The organism is Proteus sp. STS61-E (assembly GCF_040932335.1).
Taxonomy (GTDB): domain Bacteria; phylum Pseudomonadota; class Gammaproteobacteria; order Enterobacterales; family Enterobacteriaceae; genus Proteus; species Proteus mirabilis_B.
The window spans coordinates 1-16,174 of the sequence record NZ_JBFQGE010000001.1 but is presented as its reverse complement, the minus strand read 5'-3'; the positions used below and the strand labels follow the sequence as shown (position 1 = coordinate 16,174).

The following is a 16,174-nucleotide window of genomic DNA, read 5'->3' as shown; positions in this document are numbered from 1 at the left end:
ATTTATTTGTAATTTTTTGCGGGTAATTTCCAGATATAGAAACGTGTTAATTTAAGATAGATATTATTACAAAAGCAGCATGATAAAAATAATGGGGCAAATGCCCCATCTCTTTAATCAACTCATTATTCTTGAAATTGAACTTTAAGTTCATGAGGTGGAAGCCCTATTTGCAATACAATAGGTTCAAAACCTTCATCTTTGCTCCACCAAGTCGCTACTTTTTTTGCAAATAAAAAACCAAGAGCGCCGCCCACAAGCCCACTGCAAAAAATAGCAAATTCACTCGAAAACCAAAGGCTCGCAATGCCAGCAACGATAAATAAGCCAATAAGTGGTGTTAAATACACCAACATTGCAGAAAGAAGTAGATTATTTTCAGGAATACCCACTTCCACTTTTTGCCCTTCAACTAAAGGTTGTGCAACGGGAAGTTCAAGTTGATGAACTGTCTCTGGCCCTATTTTATTCAATAAATAAGAGCCACAGGCAGCGCGAGCTTGGCAACTACCACAGCCAGAAGAAGAACCGTAGCGTAATAACGCACGTCCTTCATGCCAATGTATAACTGTTGCCCACTCTTTAACCATAACTTATACCCTTTTACTTTTTCGTAAATACAACACTATTAACTATTGCTTGTGCCGTAGGAAACGGTAACTGACCAATAAAGGTAATTTCATTACCTTCTTTGTCATAGGTATAAATTGTATTACGACCATACCTTAACATTTTATCGCGTTCGGGCGAATTAACCTGCTGGCCACTTTTATTAACATAAATAGAGAAGTCAAATAAACCATCACTAAATAAAATCGACTGACTAAATTCAGTTTCAGAAATTTGATGGTTACTACGTTTTACCTCTTTAAAACCCTCAGGCAATTGGCTGACCGACCAGTTATAAACCAACGGTTTAGCTTTAGGTACAAGTAATAAAGGTGGCATATTGACGGTACGTAGAGAATTAAGCTCAGTTTCGACCTCGCTTCCTTCATTAACTGTGATCACTCTAAATTGTTCAATGATGTCATTGTTTTTATCTAAAAGATCGACTCTTAAAGGTAGATATCTTTCTTCATCAATAAACAAAACATAATCATAGCGATCATTATTTTTTGATAACACACGAACAACTCGGCTTGGAATATCACCAATATGCGTTCTACCCGCATCAATAAAATTATAATAACCCGATAATTCCTTGAAATCTTGGTAAATGATAGAAGGGATATAATCAACGATATGATCATTTCTTAAGCTGAAGGCATCTAAACCGGGTTCAAAATAGCTGATTTCATTGCCACGTTGAACAATTTCACGGCGAGTACTATCCATTTGCATTAATTGTGCAAGTGGTTTGCCATCAATAAGAGTATGACGGTAGCGAATAGGAACAATACCTTGAGAATTGATATTGATAAAAGATAATTCATAGGTAGAGCTTTGACTTGTCTGACCCATCTTTTGCAACAAAGCCTCGACACTACCTGTTTGAGGTTGCGCCAAGGCTTGTATCGGCATTGACAGGCTGCCCACCAGCAATAAGGTGGATAACCATGATTTTTTCATTACGACTGTTTTATTCCCACACGTTATTTATACATTCACATCTATTATTACTGTGCTGCTACAGGTTGAGTTTCACCTTGAGCGCTGATTGGCGCTTCATTTTGCGGTGCATTATAGATACGACGATCTAACTCATACTGTTGCAACATTAATCCAAGGCGTTGATTACGCTCTTGTAAACGTGTTTGCTGGTCTTTACCTAAAGTATCATTTTGAAGATTTAAGCTTACAGGCGAACCTGAACCCATAATAGGTTGAGTATTAAATACTGGTGTATCTACTTGGAAATCTTCAGAACCACTTTTTCCATTATATTGCTGAACACCAACAATAACAGCTAATGAAACACAAGCCGCGACACCGATTTGAGTTAACTGACTCGCCCAAGGACGTAACGTTTGTAAGAAAGAGTGCTGAGGCCATTGTGATGGCGCAGGTTGCTGCTCTCGTTGTTGTTCAGGACTTATGCGAACAGGTTCATTCTCTAAAGCGAGCGCAACGCGACTTGCGATATCGAAGTGGACTACTTCACCTACATCACCACGCATTGTGTCACGAATTAAATGGTAGCGTTGCCATGTCTCTTTCATAGAGTCATCACGAGCAATTGTACCCATTAATTCTTTATCAAGAACTTCGCCATCCATAAATGCAGAAAGTTTTTCTTTTTGCATGTAAAAGTACCCTTCAGTCAATGATGGTTCACCCACAATTAAAACTCTTGTATTAATGGTTGAACCTTATTATCAATAGCTTCTCGTGCCCTAAAAATACGTGAACGTACTGTTCCGACAGGGCAATCCATAATGACCGCTATCTCTTCATAGCTTAGTCCGTCAAGTTCCCGAAGTGTAATAGCAACCCTTAAATCTTCAGGTAATGACTCTATGGTGTGAAAAACCACTCTCCGTAACTCTTCTGACAACATTAAATTCTCAGGGTTCGAAATTTCTTTTAGTGCATTTGGTGATTCGAAGTTTTCAACATCACTCGCATCTAAATCATTCGAAGGCGGACGTCGCCCCTGTGCAACCAGATAATTTTTTGCTGTATTCACAGCAATGCGATAAAGCCATGTATAAAAAGCACTATCTCCACGGAAAGAACCGATGGCACGATAAGCTTTAATAAAGGCTTCTTGCGAAACATCTGGCACATCGCCCTGTGGTACATAACGGGAAATCAGGCTTGCTACCTTGTGTTGATAGCGGATAACCAGCAAATTAAAGGCTTTCTGGTCACCATTTTGTACCTTTTCAACCAACATTTGGTCCGTTAACTGCTCGCTCATTAGAGATGGACTCTCCCGAAGTCAAGCTTCGCACTATTTTTAAATGACTCCGTCATATTTACTCTCGTTATTCCTTCTCGTTTTATGAGCTACAAGACTTAGAGTGCAAAAATAGTATGAAGTTCAATTCAATCATTATTTTAAGAGATGAATCACAAAAAAATCATCATGGTGATCATCCACCCAAAATGCAATTTGCCAATAAAAAAACGATAACACAATGATATTATTTAAATATATACGATTACTTACAACAATATATATTATCTTAAACAATGTATTATTAAATATAGATTTAATAATATAAATAAAAGTCAGTCACCCAAGAGCGAAACTTGTCAGTGTAATGCCCTTCATTATTACGAATAATAAGTTCATCTATACTACATTCAACACTGCTTTGATTTTGTTTTTGAAAGGCTAACAAAATTCGATGATAAGGTTTATCTGTACTGTCTTTAATATTAACGCGTTTCGCAATATTCCACTCTTTTTTTTCTGCGATTTCAATAAATTGCTCACCAATAGAGTAAGGTAATACAACACAGAACAAACCATCTTCGGTGATAAGTGATTGCGCACTATCCAGCAATCCCTCATGCGTTAAGGTTTTGGTATAACGCGCTTGCTCACGAACATCATTACGACAAGCAATTGCGGGTTCAAAATAAGGAGGATTACTAACAATCAAATCATACTTATTTTGCGCTCGTTCAGCATAATGATAAATATCATCATGATGGATATGAATAAATGAATGCCATTGTGACTCTTGAGCATTTTCCGTAGCTTGTGATGCTGCTTTTTCATCAAGTTCAATACCATCAATACACTCAATTTGATTCGCTCGTTGAGCCAGCATTAATGCAATTAATCCACTACCCGTACCAATATCAAGCGCTCTTTTTACATTATCGATAGGAGCCCAAGCCCCTAATAAAACACCATCTGTACCCACTTTCATTTCACACTTATCATGAGCTACAAAAAATTGTTTAAATGTAAAACCGCCTTTGCGTAATCCCGCTTTTTTCACTTTCTTTTGATTCATCTATTGGCTCTATTGATTCGTATTACTATCTCTTTTTTATTACTTATCATTCATGTCATTGGAAAAGAGATATATGGTATGATAACGCTTCTGCAACCCCTATCTTAACATTAAACTATTTGTATACGATGCACGCTTATTTAGATTAAGCCTAAAAACAACGAATACCTTCGTCTATCGGTAATATATAATGTGATAGCGGTAAATCCTCTGGCTTTTAGCGGGGGATAATGTCAAAATCCGCGCCCTAAACAGAGGTATACAATGACAGCCACGACATTTTCCAGTCTTGAACTTGATGAAAGTTTATTGACCGCATTAGAAGAAAAAGGATATCAACGTCCTACTGCTATTCAAGCAGATGCAATTCCAGCAGCAATGGATGGACGCGATATTTTAGGCTCTGCGCCAACAGGCACAGGGAAAACTGCGGCCTTTTTGCTTCCAGCAATTCAACACTTGCTTGATTATCCACGTAAAAAATCAGGCCCGCCACGTATTCTTATCCTGACACCAACTCGCGAACTTGCTATGCAAGTTGCAGAGCAGGCAAAAGAATTATGTGCGCATACACATTTAGATATCGCCACTATCACGGGCGGTGTTGCTTATATGAATCACGCTGAAGTCTTCAGCGAGAACCAAGATATCGTTGTTGCAACAACAGGTCGTTTATTACAGTACATCAAAGAAGAAAACTTTGACTGCCGTGCGGTAGAAATGCTGATTTTAGATGAAGCAGACCGCATGTTAGATATGGGTTTTGCTAACGATATCGAAACGATTGCAGGCGAAACTCGCTGGCGCAAACAGACATTACTGTTCTCTGCGACACTGGAAGGTAACGCAGTTATTGATTTTGCACAGCGCATCCTCAACGAACCAGTCGAACTTAATGCTGATCCATCTCGCCGTGAACGTAAAAAAATTCAGCAGTTCTATTATCATGCTGATAATCTCGAACATAAAACAGCGTTGCTTGCTGCATTACTGAAGCAAGACGATGTTAAAAAATCGATTGTCTTTGTTCGCAAAAGAGAGCGTGTAAGAGAGCTTGTCACTGCGCTAGAAAAACAAGGTATTAAATGTAGCTACCTTGAAGGTGAAATGGCGCAAACACAGCGTAATGATGCGATCAAACGTTTAGAATCAGGCAAAATGAATGTACTTGTTGCCACAGACGTTGCTTCTCGAGGTCTTGATCTAGATGACATCACACATGTTTTCAACTTTGACTTACCTCGTACTGCGGATGTTTACTTACACCGCATTGGTCGCACAGGGCGTGCAGGCCGTAAAGGTATCGCAATTTCATTAGTTGAAGCTCACGATCACCCATTATTAGGGAAAATTGGTCGTTACGTTCAAGAGCCTATTAAATATCGCGTTGTTGCTGAACTACGTCCAGAAACCAAAGCACCAAGCCTGAAAGCAACATTCAAACCTTCTAAAAAAGTGCTAGCTAAACGCAAGGCGAAGAAAGAAGAAGAGAAAAAAGCGGTTAAAGAAAAAGTGCGGACTCGCGATCGTAAAAATATCGGTAAACGTCGCAAAGCAGTTACTGAGCATACAGAAAAGAAAGTGGCTCCTACTGCACCAGCAAAAGAAACGAATACTGATAACGAATAATCTGTACTCTTTTTGATCTTATAAAAAAGCCGTAGCTATATAACATAGTTACGGTTTTTTGTTATTCTCTCTTTTTTCTTATTTTATATAGAAAAATAAAAAAATAGATAAATAGAAAAAAAGCCCGATATCTTCATATCGAGCTTATTATTAACTTATGACTTTAGTGAAAATTACAGACTTTCAGTGAAAGTACGAGTAATAACATCACGTTGCTGTTCTGGAGTCAGTGAGTTAAAACGCACTGCATAGCCAGAAACACGAATAGTTAATTGAGGATATTTCTCAGGATTGTTAACAGCATCTTCCAGTGTTTCACGGCTTAATACGTTAACGTTAAGGTGTTGACCACCTTCTACACGAACAACCGGTTTAGATTCTACAGGCACTTCGCGGTATTCGATATTGCCTAACTCTTTACGGTTAATCACTTGGCCTTCTTCAAAGCCTTTTTTAGCACAGATGCAACGAGCTTCGCCGTTTTCATCATCTAATAACCAGAAAGAATGTAATAAATCGTCGTTATCAGCTTTAGTAATTTGGATACCAGTAATCATTTCGACCTCCAATTTGGGCGCAAAATCAAATTCCAATCTCATATCAGAACTTGGGTATTTGGTCTAACCAATGTTTCTGTCTACTTATATACCAGTATAAATGGCGTCATTCTTTGATAAATATCAATAAAATTCATAAGCACTTTAGCCTATAAGGTGCAAAGTGTTGTTTTAAATCAACAATCATTTATAGCTGATTTGCAATTTTTTTTGTAAATTTTCAAATAAAAGTTGAGAAATCAATTAATTCTTATTTTTAGGTCGTAATATTTTCATTCCCCTGATGAAATCGGTAAGCTTAGACACTATAAGATATCAACAAGGATTTTAGGTTATGACTACACCATTAACTTGGCATGATGTGATAGGCACTGAAAAAGAAAAGCCTTACTTTCATCAAATTATGTCTCAAGTCGCACAACAAAGAGCCGCAGGTAAAATCGTTTATCCACCTCAAGAAGATATTTTTAATGCCTTTCGTTTTACGCCTTTTGATAATGTGAATGTAGTTATTTTAGGGCAAGATCCTTATCACGGCCCTAATCAAGCACATGGACTCTCTTTTTCAGTACGACCGGGCGTGCCAGCGCCTCCTTCGTTAGTCAATATGTATAAAGAGCTTGAAAAAGAATACCCTGATTTTAAACGCCCTAACCACGGCTATTTAGAAAGCTGGGCAAAACAAGGTGTTTTATTACTTAATACAGTATTAACAGTAGAAAAAGGCCAAGCACACTCTCATGCCAACTATGGTTGGGAAATCTTTACTGATGCAGTAATTGAACAGATCAATCAGCGTAGAGACGGGGTTATATTCTTACTTTGGGGCGCTCATGCCCAGAAAAAAGGACGTTTTATTGATACCAATAAACACGTTATTTTAAAAGCACCTCATCCATCACCACTCTCTGCCCATAGAGGCTTTTTAGGTTGTGGTCATTTCAAACAAGCCAATGATCTTTTACAACAGCAAGGTCGCACACCGATCAATTGGCATCTTGATCCTATTGAATAATATCGCCTTATAAAACATAAAACCGCACAATAACAAGAATATTAAATAATCTTCGTATTGTGCGGTTTACTTTATCTACATGTAATAACTCATGTGATAACGAATGTTTTATCGATATTATTTAGAAACGATAACCATAGCTGGGCGTAATAAACGACCGTTTAAGGTATATCCTTTTTGCATAACATCAACAACATGATTAGACTCATGTGCTGGGCTATCAATTAAAGTCATCGCTTGGTGAACTTCAGGGTTGAATACCACATTTTTTTCTTCAACCACTTCGATACCAAATTTACGAACAGCATCTAAAAATGATTTCAGAGTTAATTCTAACCCTTCAATCATTGGCTTTAATGATTCATTTTCATGATCAGCCGCAGATAAAGCACGCTCTAAATTATCGAGTACAGGCAATAACTCATTAGAAAACTTCTCAAGCGCAAATTTATGTGCTTTCTCTACATCTTGTTGAGTACGGCGACGAATGTTCTCAATTTCAGCTTGAGCACGGATCATGGCTTCACGCTCTGTCTTTTGAGATTGCTCAAGTTGTTTTTCAAGAGAATCAACACGCGCTAATGCTTCCACTAATTCAGCTTGAGCATTAAAGTCCGCTTGTGCTTCTTCGGTCATTGTTGGCTCTTGAGACTCATTCATTGCAGATTCCATTCCTTCTTTTTCTTTTGAGACTTGCTCTTCATGTACATTTTGTTCTTTACTACTCATGAACATCTCCGCGTAGTTTTGGTATTCATCTTCATATTTAGTTTATTATGGGGATCAATAAACGGGTTTCAAGGAATTGGCGCAAAACGAGGGTAAAAAAATGCCAGATAATACCGTAACGGAAGAAAAACACTTTAAATGCATTGGCATTGTTGGTCATCCACGCCATCCTGAAGCAATTTCAACTCATGAAATGCTCTATCATTGGCTATTGGCTCAAGGCTATGACGTTATTATTGACACACAGGTTGCTCAAGAACTAAAACTAGAAAATGCACAAACAGGTGATTTAACACAAGTTGGCAAAGTCGCCGATCTTGTTATTGTTGTTGGTGGTGATGGCAATATGCTTGGCGCTGCGCGCGTTTTATCTCGTTATAATATCAAAGTAATTGGTGTTAACCGGGGAAATTTAGGCTTTCTTACTGATCTTGATCCTGATAATGCCTTACAGCAATTAACTAATGTGTTGGCTGGGCACTATCGCGAAGAAAAACGGTTCTTACTTGAAGCTCGAGTCTGTGCTGAAGGTCAAAGAACACGTATTGGTACAGCAATCAATGAAGTCGTACTTCATCCCGGTAAAGTCGCTCATATGATTGAGTTTGAAGTTTACATTGATGATCGCTTTGCTTTCTCTCAACGTTCTGATGGCTTAATTATCGCAACACCAACGGGATCAACCGCCTACTCACTTTCTGCGGGTGGCCCTATTTTAACGCCAAACCTTGATGCTATTGCGCTTGTGCCTATGTTCCCACATACCTTATCTGCGCGTCCTTTAGTTATCAGCAGTGATAGCCAAATTCGTTTAAAATTCTCACAAACAAATATCGATTACGAAGTCAGTTGCGATAGCCAATTAGTGTTACCGATTAAAGAAGGTGATGAAGTTATTATTAAGAGAAGTCGTCAAAAACTCAATTTAGTTCACCCAACTGATTACAACTATTTTAATACACTCAGCTCAAAATTAGGTTGGTCGAAAAAAATGTTCTAATTTTTGTGCCTCCCTACTTTACTGTATAAAAAACCAGTTTATACTGTATGTAATTACAGATATGTTTTTATACACAGGAGAGGCACTATGCTGACTCAATTAACCATTAGTCATTTTGCCATAGTCCGTGAACTTGAAATCGATTTTTCTGGTGGCATGACCACCATTACAGGCGAAACTGGCGCAGGTAAGTCTATTGCAATTGATGCTCTAGGTTTATGCTTAGGTAACCGTGGTGATGCCAATATGGTGCGCCCAGGTGCAACTAGAGCCGATTTATGTGCACGATTCTCACTCTCTGATACGCCATCAGCACAACGCTGGCTTGAAGAACATCATCTTGATGATCATAACGAATGCCTATTAAGAAGAACTATCTCTACTGATGGGCGTTCTCGTGGTTTTATCAACGGTACTTCCGTGCCACTTTCACAATTAAGAGAGCTTGGTTCATTACTTATTCAAATTCATGGGCAACATGCTCACCAGCAACTTCTAGAGCCTCGCTATCAAAAACAGCTGCTTGATATCTATGCCCATGAACCTGCTTTATTAAAAAACATGAAGTCGGCTTATCAAACATGGCATCAAAGTTGCCAAACTTTAGCTGCTTTTCAACAACTCTCTTTAGAACGAGAAGCAAGGCAGCAACTGGTTGATTACCACTTAAAAGAGCTCAATGAATTTCAACCAGTACAAGGTGAGTACCCAGAATTAGATCAAGAATATAAACGTCTTTCTAACTGCGGTCAGTTTTTAACGCTAAGCCAAAATAGTTTACAAATTTTAAGTGACAACGAAGAGCAAAATATTTTAAGTATGCTCAATGTGGCTAAACATGAAATTACTGAACTAACCTCAATGGAAAGCCAGTTCAATTCATTATTAGAGATGCTAGAAGAAGCCACTATCCAAATTAGTGAAGTAAGTGATGAACTTCGTCACTATAGTGATCGCTTAGAGATGGACCCTAATCGCTTATTTGAAGTAGAAAAACGCATGTCTAAGTACATTAGTTTATCACGTAAGCATCGCGTCGCACCTGAAGAGCTCTATGAGCTTCATCAGCAATTAATTGAAGAGAAAAATGCCCTACTTCGTCAAAATGATGATTGTGATGCTTTAATAGAACAAGTCAAAGCTGACCATTTAATTGCATTAGATGTCGCAAAACAACTGCACCAAGTTCGCCAACAATATGCGAATGAATTAAGTCAACTTATCACTAACAGTATGCATCAGTTATCAATGCCTCATGGTTATTTTACTGTTGATACCCATTTTGATGACAGCTCACTACAAATCGATGGTGCCACAAAAGTTGAATTTAATGTCACCACAAATCCAGGGCAACCTCATCAAGCACTTTCTAAAGTAGCTTCAGGCGGTGAGTTATCGCGTATTGCACTCGCAATCCAAGTGATCACAGCCAAAAAAATGGATACTCCAGCACTTATTTTTGATGAAGTTGATGTGGGTATCAGCGGTCCAACGGCAGCTATTGTGGGTAAATTACTACGTGAGTTAGGGGAGTCTACTCAAGTTATGTGTGTCACTCACTTGCCTCAAGTTGCAGGTTGTGGTCACCAACACTATTTCGTCAATAAAGAGACAAATGGTGAAGAAACAGAAACAACCATGAAACTGTTATCGAAAAAAGAACGCCTACAAGAGCTCGCTCGTTTATTAGCAGGTAGTGAAGTCACCAAAAATACCTTAGCAAATGCAAAAGATTTGTTGGCTGCATAACGATTAACAAACTTTTATTGATATTTAGGGTCATAGGCAGAGCGTGAAAGGTTTTCAATTGCTGCGTTGTCGATTATCATCGTCACTATGACCCTAAAAGGAATGTAATAACCATGCGTTTTAAACTGTTAAAAGTTGCCGCCTTATCTTTAGTCGTAATGACTTCAGGTTGCTCTATGTTCGAGAGACTGGTTTATCACCCAGATATCAATCAGGGAAATTATTTAACGCCAGCCGAAGTCGCAAAAGTTCAGCAAGGAATGACACAGCAGCAAGTTCAATTTGCCCTTGGTACGCCAATGCTTAAAGATCCTTTCGGAAGCCAAACTTGGTATTATGTTTTCCGCGAAGAGCCTGGTCATCAAGAAGTACGTCAAGAGACTCTTACTCTGACTTTTGATAGCAATGGCATACTGACTAAGATTGATAAGCAAGGCAATATGCCTAACTTCTCAGCACCAGCGACAAAATCGTAATGCGATTACAGTGCTAAGAAAACTTAGTTTTGTATAAGATTGGCAAAAACGAATTGCACCCCATACGTTAAATCTGACGTTGGGGTGTGTTTTTATCTATTGATTAACCGCAGCAATACAAAGAAGTGTACTTTTATTTTATTACTAGAATTCACTATAAAGTTTTTTACCTCGATACCCAATATGGCAAGATAAATCAAGGGCTGCTGCAGAAATTAATTCTCCCAAAAAAGTGATCCTCTCTGGATTATCTTTTATTTTTGTAAACAGACTAGCAATGCTAATTGCGGCTTGCGCTTTACCATAAGCATTATAAATTGGTGCAGCCACACAAAATACATCCATGTTATGTTCACGATCATCAATAACATAACCTCGTTGACGAGATTCCATAATAATTTTAAAGAATTGTTTCTCATCAGTAATAGTATAAGGTGTAATCGGTTTTAACCCCCCCATACGCATAATAATATTTTTTATACTTTCATCTGGCATTGTAGCTAATAAGGCTTTTCCTAACCCTGTACAATACATCGGATTATTAGAACCAATACCTGCTGAAGTGCGTACAGATTCTGGACTTTCAACCTTATCTAAATAAACAAGTAACCCATCATTTTCTATAGCTAAAAATGAATATCACTACATAATGCAGCCGAATTCGCCGCTGCAGGTGCAATTGCTGTTGGCGTTGGTAGTGAACTTGTTAGAAAAGATCTTATTGCATCAGGCGAATGGGATAAATTAAGCGAGCATACAGCTTATTTTATGAAAACATTTAAAGACGGTAAGAACAAAGCTTAATAGAAAATAACTAACCTTTAAATTCAGTGCTAAGTTAGATTAATGAAATAACTTTTTATTATTTCAATGGTATTTTATTGCCTAAATTAGCACTAATTAAAATTTACCATTTACTAGATAATTTATTTTTCTAAGGTTTCTTATGATTATTGGAAATATAAGCAAAATTAAAAACTTAAATAAAATACTTTTTAATATTTTAAGCGAAAATTCATTATCAATGGAGTCATTAAAATTAGCTAATACAGGAACATATAGACCAGAAAACAAAGATTGGTTTTATATGATAACCTCAGAGAAGCCAGGAAAACCAGAAGAAAAAATCGCAGAATTTCACCATAAATATATTGATATACAGATGGTGATTAGTGGATGTGAAGATATTTATTATAGTCTCAATGAAATTGATAAAATGGATATTATTGAAAAAGGTCCAGATCTTTTTTTCTTACCTAATCATGATAACAACCAAAAAGTGACTTTATTTGAAGGTGATTTTGCTGTTTTCTTTCCTAGTGAAGTACATAAACCAATGTGTATAGGTGCAAAAACATCTGACGTAATTAAAAAAATCGTTGTAAAGATACCCGTATAAATATCTGGATCAGATAAAAGTCCTCGCTTAATTTTGCAAGGACTTAATCTTCATCTTCCATATAAGCTCAGAAATGCTCTCAAATAGGGCGCGTTTTATATAATATATTAATCCGCTTTTTGTCGTGCTTTTTCAGCACGTTTACGACGCATTTCTTTAGGGTCAGCAATTAAAGGTCGATAAATTTCAACTCTATCCCCTTCTCGCACATTATCGCTTAACTTTGCTGGTCGACTATAAATACCCACTTTATTCTTAGTCAAATCAATATCATTACAAATCGTTAAGATATTTGAAGCAATAATGGCTTGTTCAACCGTGTCCCCTAACGTTAGTTCAACAGGGATAAGATACTGCTTATCGGGTAACGCATAGGTTACCTCTACCCATATTTTAGTCACGATAGATCTCTTTCGCTCTGTGAGTAAACGCCTGAACCATATTATTTGTTAACTCTTTAAAAATACGTCCAAAAGCCAACTCAATTAATTTATTAGTGAACTCAAAGTCTAGCTGAAATTCTATCTTACACGCATTATCATCAAGTGCGGTAAACACCCATCCCCCAGTTAATTTACGAAAGGGACCATCAACAAGACGCATATCAACACGTTCATTAGTCTTTAAAAAGTTATGGGTAGTAAATGTTTTACTAATTCCCGCTTTAGAGACATTTATTGATGCAATCATTTCTTCTGGTGTGCTTTTGATCAGTTTACTTCCAACGCATCCTGGTAGAAAATCAGGATAAGTAAGAACATCATTAACCAGTTTAAACATTTGCTCTGTGCTAAAAGGGACAAGAGCAGATCGACTAATCTGAGGCATAGTTATTCCTGTACGACAACACTGTGTGTGATCATATCATTGAACAGTGACTAATTAAAAATCTAATGGAATATAGCTTAAGTTTTATGCAATTGAAAAGAAAACAGTCGGTTAAATGATTTCTTTCTATTGCTCATACAGTATAATGTGGACATTATGACAAAGAAAAAATCACACAAACCTGGTTCTGCGACCATTGCGTTAAACAAACGTGCTCGCCATGAATATTTCATCGAAGATGAGATAGAAGCGGGCTTGGCGCTCCAAGGCTGGGAAGTTAAATCACTGCGTGCCGGTAAAGCAAACATCAGTGATAGCTATGTTATCATGCGTGATGGCGAAGCTTATCTTTTTGGTGCAACCATTACTCCTTTAAATGTTGCATCAAGCCATGTCGTTTGTGACCCGACTCGTACCCGTAAACTATTATTAAAGCAACGCGAATTAGATTCACTTTACGGTCAAATCAACCGTGATGGTTACACCGTTGTTGCTCTTTCTCTTTATTGGAAAAACGCTTGGTGCAAAATCAAAATTGGCGTTGCGAAGGGTAAGAAAGATCACGATAAACGCGATACCATTAAAGATCGTGAGTGGAAATTAGACAAAGCACGTATCATGAAAAATGCTAACCGCTAAATTGCGTTAAGTACTAGCAATTACAAGTATTTTTCTGATATACTCGCTTTCAACAACTTGGGGCTGATTCTGGATTCGACGGGATTTGCGAAACCCAAGGTGCATGCCGAGGGGCGGTTGGCCTCGTAAAAAGCCGCAAAAAAGATAGTCGCAAACGACAATCAGTACGAAGCACTAGCAGCTTAATAACCTGCTTAGAGCCCTCTCTCCCTAGCTTCCGCTCTTAAGACGGGGATCAAGAGAGGTCAAACCCAAAAGAGATCGCGTGGAGACCTAGCTTGGGGTCAAAGCGTTAAACTTAATCAAGCTAGCTTATTCATGGCGCGTCTGTCCGCAGTGGGTAAGTGAAATTAAAGATAGACTAAGCATGTAGTACCGAGGATGTAGAAATTTCGGACGCGGGTTCAACTCCCGCCAGCTCCACCAAATTTGGTGGGTCAGTGATAGGACTACGGTTTCAAAAACAAGAAGTTAGCGAAATCACCAAGACTACACACTGACAACAAAAGGACTTGAAAGTGCACGCGAAATGCACGTGCATTTGAATAAAGAACCCTAAGGGTAACTCCTTAGGGTTTTCTATTTGTAACAAAGTGTAATAAAATGTTTCATTCAATCCCTTCGTTAGAAAAAATTCTAGAACAATATTAATTCATTAAATATGAAACAATATGCATATCACCTAAAACCCTTACTTGACGCGTTAGGATGACAAGCCCTTTTATTTGTATCTCTTATTAGTTCCTTGTTGCTGAATAGATGTAAGCCACAATAAGGAATACTAAAAATGAGAATGGCTCTATATAGCTGTCATTGTCATAGAAATCAGTTATCAATATTGAACTCTACAAATAAAAGAACAAAAATTGAGCATTTTAGTACGAAGTAACGTACACTGAATCACGATATCCCTATAATGGGTGAAAGATATGAAAGCTTTTAATGTGATAAGAATGTTTCAAGACGCACAAGTAGAAGTTACCTGCCCAAGCTGTTCTTACGTAGCTAAACAAAACAAACACAAACTTAAGAAAAACCTAATATTATTATGCCCTAATTGTGGCTACATGTTTTATTTCAATAAAATATAAACAAAACTCAATATGCCCGTTGTTGCCGTGGAAGTTGAACGACAACAACCAGCACATCTGCGCGAGTATTTTAACGAACGATTGGCATTTTATCGTGAGAGAGACAAGAAGTTGCCTGATGGGAGTTCGGTGCAGTATTTGAAAACAGAGTAGTGCCTATGCTCAATGGAACCGACTGATTTATATAATCAATCATTTATAAAATTTTGGAGTCTTATTGGTGTCCTGATTTTTTCTTTTACAATTATTGATAAAACATCATACTGATAATTAGTTGTATTACCCACCATACTCCCTCAACCTATGTGGCGTAACATTATACCCATAATAATTAAGTAACTTATTAAATAAATTATAATTATTGAGGGGATAATTTATTTTTTATGTGATCTTGGTTTGTATGTAACTGGTTGATTTTTAGTTTGAGTTGGGGTGGTTTTGGGGAAATATTTGAAGTGGTCGAGAGCTTATCAAACTTGCTATCAACCATTCGAACTTAATTATCAGCTTTGAGCGAAGAGCGAACATTCACAGTCGGGGAATGAGGACCTTGTTTATCGAGAAGGTTAATCTGATTAACCCAACATAGGCATAAATGATGAAGTTGACCAAAAAACAGGTTATCAATACACTGTCGCTGCCACTTATATTACCCAGCCCCCCACCTGATGTTCTCGCTGTTGATAGAGGATTACGAATAATTCTAAGCACCAATAAATGGGGGCTGGCTAAGCTGTTTGACCGTGAATTACTTCCGATCCTCTTCAAGTACGATAGATTTTAGCAGAAACGGATTCGATGAATAATACCGCAGTGAGTACTGCGACATTATGAGGTTGCCAGTTCTGCCCGTCATTTAAAACAGGGTGGAGGAAAGGAGGCTCATGGGATGTATACTCAAACAAGCTGCTCCTTGCGTCATTCCAAGCCTGAATTATTTCCTCCGAGCAATGCATCTTCCTTAATGTGTTTATAATGTGATCATATACCCTTATTCATTCAAACTGCAGGTTGCACTCAGCCTACAGCTTGAATTGCGTTGGGTATATATACCGGATTAAAATATCAACTAAGTAAGGTAACTATTGTATTTTGAATAAATAACTTTTTTAAGATTTGTAGTATTGGAAGGCATATTGAGAATAACG

20 protein-coding genes and 1 other RNA gene are annotated in these 16,174 nt (G+C 37.7%); 10 read left to right on the top strand and 11 right to left on the bottom strand.

Features of this window, described 5'->3' with window-relative positions:
• Positions 1-125: 125 nt before the first annotated feature.
• The 5 genes from rseC to AB4J89_RS00085 form a co-directional block, all read right to left on the bottom strand.
• Positions 126-590, bottom strand: a complete 465-nt coding sequence (gene rseC, locus AB4J89_RS00105) for a SoxR-reducing system protein RseC (RefSeq protein ID WP_023581597.1) — start codon at positions 588-590, stop codon at positions 126-128.
• 13 nt (positions 591-603) lie between these two features.
• Positions 604-1,572: a sigma-E factor regulatory protein RseB gene (gene rseB, locus AB4J89_RS00100; RefSeq protein ID WP_194950883.1), complete on the bottom strand. Its 969-nt coding sequence runs from the start codon at positions 1,570-1,572 to the stop codon at positions 604-606.
• A gap of 47 nt (positions 1,573-1,619) precedes the next feature.
• A complete protein-coding gene (rseA, locus tag AB4J89_RS00095) occupies positions 1,620-2,246 on the bottom strand; it encodes an anti-sigma-E factor RseA (protein ID WP_368467689.1) in 627 nt (208 codons plus the stop codon).
• A 38-nt stretch (positions 2,247-2,284) separates the two neighbouring features.
• Complete coding sequence (rpoE, locus tag AB4J89_RS00090; RefSeq protein ID WP_006533574.1) at positions 2,285-2,863, bottom strand: RNA polymerase sigma factor RpoE; 579 nt, start codon at positions 2,861-2,863, stop codon at positions 2,285-2,287.
• Between the two features lie 295 nt (positions 2,864-3,158).
• Complete coding sequence (locus tag AB4J89_RS00085) at positions 3,159-3,914, bottom strand: tRNA1(Val) (adenine(37)-N6)-methyltransferase (RefSeq protein WP_311755061.1); 756 nt, start codon at positions 3,912-3,914, stop codon at positions 3,159-3,161.
• Between the two features lie 264 nt (positions 3,915-4,178).
• On the opposite strand from AB4J89_RS00085, the gene srmB reads away from it, so the two are divergent.
• Entirely contained in the window at positions 4,179-5,543 is a 1,365-nt protein-coding gene (gene srmB / locus AB4J89_RS00080) for an ATP-dependent RNA helicase SrmB (protein WP_227718984.1), read from the top strand.
• Positions 5,544-5,716: 173 nt separating this feature from the next.
• Here srmB and grcA read toward each other — a convergent pair whose 3' ends face one another.
• On the bottom strand, positions 5,717-6,100 hold the full coding sequence (gene grcA / locus AB4J89_RS00075; RefSeq protein ID WP_023581591.1) for an autonomous glycyl radical cofactor GrcA: 384 nt from the start codon (positions 6,098-6,100) through the stop codon (positions 5,717-5,719).
• Positions 6,101-6,434: 334 nt separating this feature from the next.
• On the opposite strand from grcA, the gene ung reads away from it, so the two are divergent.
• Positions 6,435-7,115 (top strand): uracil-DNA glycosylase, encoded by a 681-nt coding sequence (gene ung, locus AB4J89_RS00070; RefSeq protein ID WP_088495025.1) that lies wholly within the window; start codon positions 6,435-6,437, stop codon positions 7,113-7,115.
• A gap of 117 nt (positions 7,116-7,232) precedes the next feature.
• Here the strand turns inward: ung and grpE are convergent, their stop codons facing one another.
• Entirely contained in the window at positions 7,233-7,844 is a 612-nt protein-coding gene (gene grpE / locus AB4J89_RS00065; protein WP_088495024.1) for a nucleotide exchange factor GrpE, read from the bottom strand.
• A gap of 100 nt (positions 7,845-7,944) precedes the next feature.
• Between grpE and nadK the strand changes: the two genes are divergently transcribed.
• From nadK to bamE, 3 genes are all read left to right on the top strand, one after another.
• Positions 7,945-8,844, top strand: a complete 900-nt coding sequence (gene nadK / locus AB4J89_RS00060; protein WP_083629114.1) for an NAD(+) kinase — start codon at positions 7,945-7,947, stop codon at positions 8,842-8,844.
• An 87-nt stretch (positions 8,845-8,931) separates the two neighbouring features.
• Positions 8,932-10,593 (top strand): DNA repair protein RecN, encoded by a 1,662-nt coding sequence (recN, locus tag AB4J89_RS00055; protein WP_088495023.1) that lies wholly within the window; start codon positions 8,932-8,934, stop codon positions 10,591-10,593.
• A 113-nt stretch (positions 10,594-10,706) separates the two neighbouring features.
• Positions 10,707-11,069: an outer membrane protein assembly factor BamE gene (gene bamE / locus AB4J89_RS00050; protein ID WP_088495022.1), complete on the top strand. Its 363-nt coding sequence runs from the start codon at positions 10,707-10,709 to the stop codon at positions 11,067-11,069.
• 144 nt (positions 11,070-11,213) lie between these two features.
• On the opposite strand, the gene AB4J89_RS00045 is transcribed toward bamE, so the two are convergent.
• Entirely contained in the window at positions 11,214-11,693 is a 480-nt protein-coding gene (locus AB4J89_RS00045) for an IclR family transcriptional regulator C-terminal domain-containing protein (protein WP_311755086.1), read from the bottom strand.
• A gap of 322 nt (positions 11,694-12,015) precedes the next feature.
• Here AB4J89_RS00045 and AB4J89_RS00040 point away from each other — a divergent pair, with 322 nt between their 5' ends.
• Positions 12,016-12,468, top strand: coding sequence for a YhcH/YjgK/YiaL family protein (locus AB4J89_RS00040; protein WP_311755064.1), 453 nt, complete (start codon positions 12,016-12,018; stop codon positions 12,466-12,468).
• A gap of 107 nt (positions 12,469-12,575) precedes the next feature.
• Here AB4J89_RS00040 and AB4J89_RS00035 read toward each other — a convergent pair whose 3' ends face one another.
• Both AB4J89_RS00035 and AB4J89_RS00030 read right to left on the bottom strand, forming a co-directional pair.
• The gene (locus AB4J89_RS00035; protein ID WP_088495018.1) at positions 12,576-12,869 is read right to left on the bottom strand and encodes an RnfH family protein; all 294 of its coding nucleotides are present in this window, start codon (positions 12,867-12,869) and stop codon (positions 12,576-12,578) included.
• Entirely contained in the window at positions 12,862-13,296 is a 435-nt protein-coding gene (locus tag AB4J89_RS00030; RefSeq protein WP_088495017.1) for an SRPBCC family protein, read from the bottom strand. Before AB4J89_RS00030 ends, AB4J89_RS00035 begins: the two co-directional genes overlap by 8 nt.
• Before the next feature lie 156 nt (positions 13,297-13,452).
• Between AB4J89_RS00030 and smpB the strand changes: the two genes are divergently transcribed.
• The 4 genes from smpB to AB4J89_RS00010 all read left to right on the top strand — a co-directional run bounded on the left by smpB (position 13,453) and on the right by AB4J89_RS00010 (position 15,179).
• Positions 13,453-13,935, top strand: coding sequence for an SsrA-binding protein SmpB (gene smpB, locus AB4J89_RS00025; RefSeq protein ID WP_088495016.1), 483 nt, complete (start codon positions 13,453-13,455; stop codon positions 13,933-13,935).
• Positions 13,936-13,994: 59 nt separating this feature from the next.
• Positions 13,995-14,361, top strand: a transfer-messenger RNA (tmRNA) gene (ssrA, locus tag AB4J89_RS00020).
• A 503-nt stretch (positions 14,362-14,864) separates the two neighbouring features.
• Entirely contained in the window at positions 14,865-15,026 is a 162-nt protein-coding gene (locus AB4J89_RS00015; protein WP_219495105.1) for a YnfU family zinc-binding protein, read from the top strand.
• Between the two features lie 12 nt (positions 15,027-15,038).
• On the top strand, positions 15,039-15,179 hold the full coding sequence (locus AB4J89_RS00010) for a DNA polymerase III subunit theta (protein WP_099073686.1): 141 nt from the start codon (positions 15,039-15,041) through the stop codon (positions 15,177-15,179).
• 611 nt (positions 15,180-15,790) lie between these two features.
• Here AB4J89_RS00010 and AB4J89_RS00005 read toward each other — a convergent pair.
• Positions 15,791-15,931: a hypothetical protein gene (locus AB4J89_RS00005; protein WP_311755065.1), complete on the bottom strand. Its 141-nt coding sequence runs from the start codon at positions 15,929-15,931 to the stop codon at positions 15,791-15,793.
• Positions 15,932-16,174: the final 243 nt, after the last annotated feature.

What these genes read in the sequence shown, in the direction of transcription:
- rseB (WP_194950883.1), bottom strand. Translation starts at nt 1,572, where the DNA reads ATGAAAAAATCATGGTTATCCACCTTATTGCTGGTGGGCAGCCTGTCA.
- bamE (WP_088495022.1), top strand. Translation starts at nt 10,707, where the DNA reads ATGCGTTTTAAACTGTTAAAAGTTGCCGCCTTATCTTTAGTCGTAATG.
- nadK (WP_083629114.1), top strand. Translation starts at nt 7,945, where the DNA reads ATGCCAGATAATACCGTAACGGAAGAAAAACACTTTAAATGCATTGGC.
- rseA (WP_368467689.1), bottom strand. Translation starts at nt 2,246, where the DNA reads ATGCAAAAAGAAAAACTTTCTGCATTTATGGATGGCGAAGTTCTTGAT.
- AB4J89_RS00015 (WP_219495105.1), top strand. Translation starts at nt 14,865, where the DNA reads ATGAAAGCTTTTAATGTGATAAGAATGTTTCAAGACGCACAAGTAGAA.
- recN (WP_088495023.1), top strand. Translation starts at nt 8,932, where the DNA reads ATGCTGACTCAATTAACCATTAGTCATTTTGCCATAGTCCGTGAACTT.
- smpB (WP_088495016.1), top strand. Translation starts at nt 13,453, where the DNA reads ATGACAAAGAAAAAATCACACAAACCTGGTTCTGCGACCATTGCGTTA.
- grcA (WP_023581591.1), bottom strand. Translation starts at nt 6,100, where the DNA reads ATGATTACTGGTATCCAAATTACTAAAGCTGATAACGACGATTTATTA.
- rseC (WP_023581597.1), bottom strand. Translation starts at nt 590, where the DNA reads ATGGTTAAAGAGTGGGCAACAGTTATACATTGGCATGAAGGACGTGCG.
- srmB (WP_227718984.1), top strand. Translation starts at nt 4,179, where the DNA reads ATGACAGCCACGACATTTTCCAGTCTTGAACTTGATGAAAGTTTATTG.
- grpE (WP_088495024.1), bottom strand. Translation starts at nt 7,844, where the DNA reads ATGAGTAGTAAAGAACAAAATGTACATGAAGAGCAAGTCTCAAAAGAA.
- AB4J89_RS00010 (WP_099073686.1), top strand. Translation starts at nt 15,039, where the DNA reads ATGCCCGTTGTTGCCGTGGAAGTTGAACGACAACAACCAGCACATCTG.
- AB4J89_RS00040 (WP_311755064.1), top strand. Translation starts at nt 12,016, where the DNA reads ATGATTATTGGAAATATAAGCAAAATTAAAAACTTAAATAAAATACTT.
- rpoE (WP_006533574.1), bottom strand. Translation starts at nt 2,863, where the DNA reads ATGAGCGAGCAGTTAACGGACCAAATGTTGGTTGAAAAGGTACAAAAT.
- AB4J89_RS00030 (WP_088495017.1), bottom strand. Translation starts at nt 13,296, where the DNA reads ATGCCTCAGATTAGTCGATCTGCTCTTGTCCCTTTTAGCACAGAGCAA.
- ung (WP_088495025.1), top strand. Translation starts at nt 6,435, where the DNA reads ATGACTACACCATTAACTTGGCATGATGTGATAGGCACTGAAAAAGAA.
- AB4J89_RS00085 (WP_311755061.1), bottom strand. Translation starts at nt 3,914, where the DNA reads ATGAATCAAAAGAAAGTGAAAAAAGCGGGATTACGCAAAGGCGGTTTT.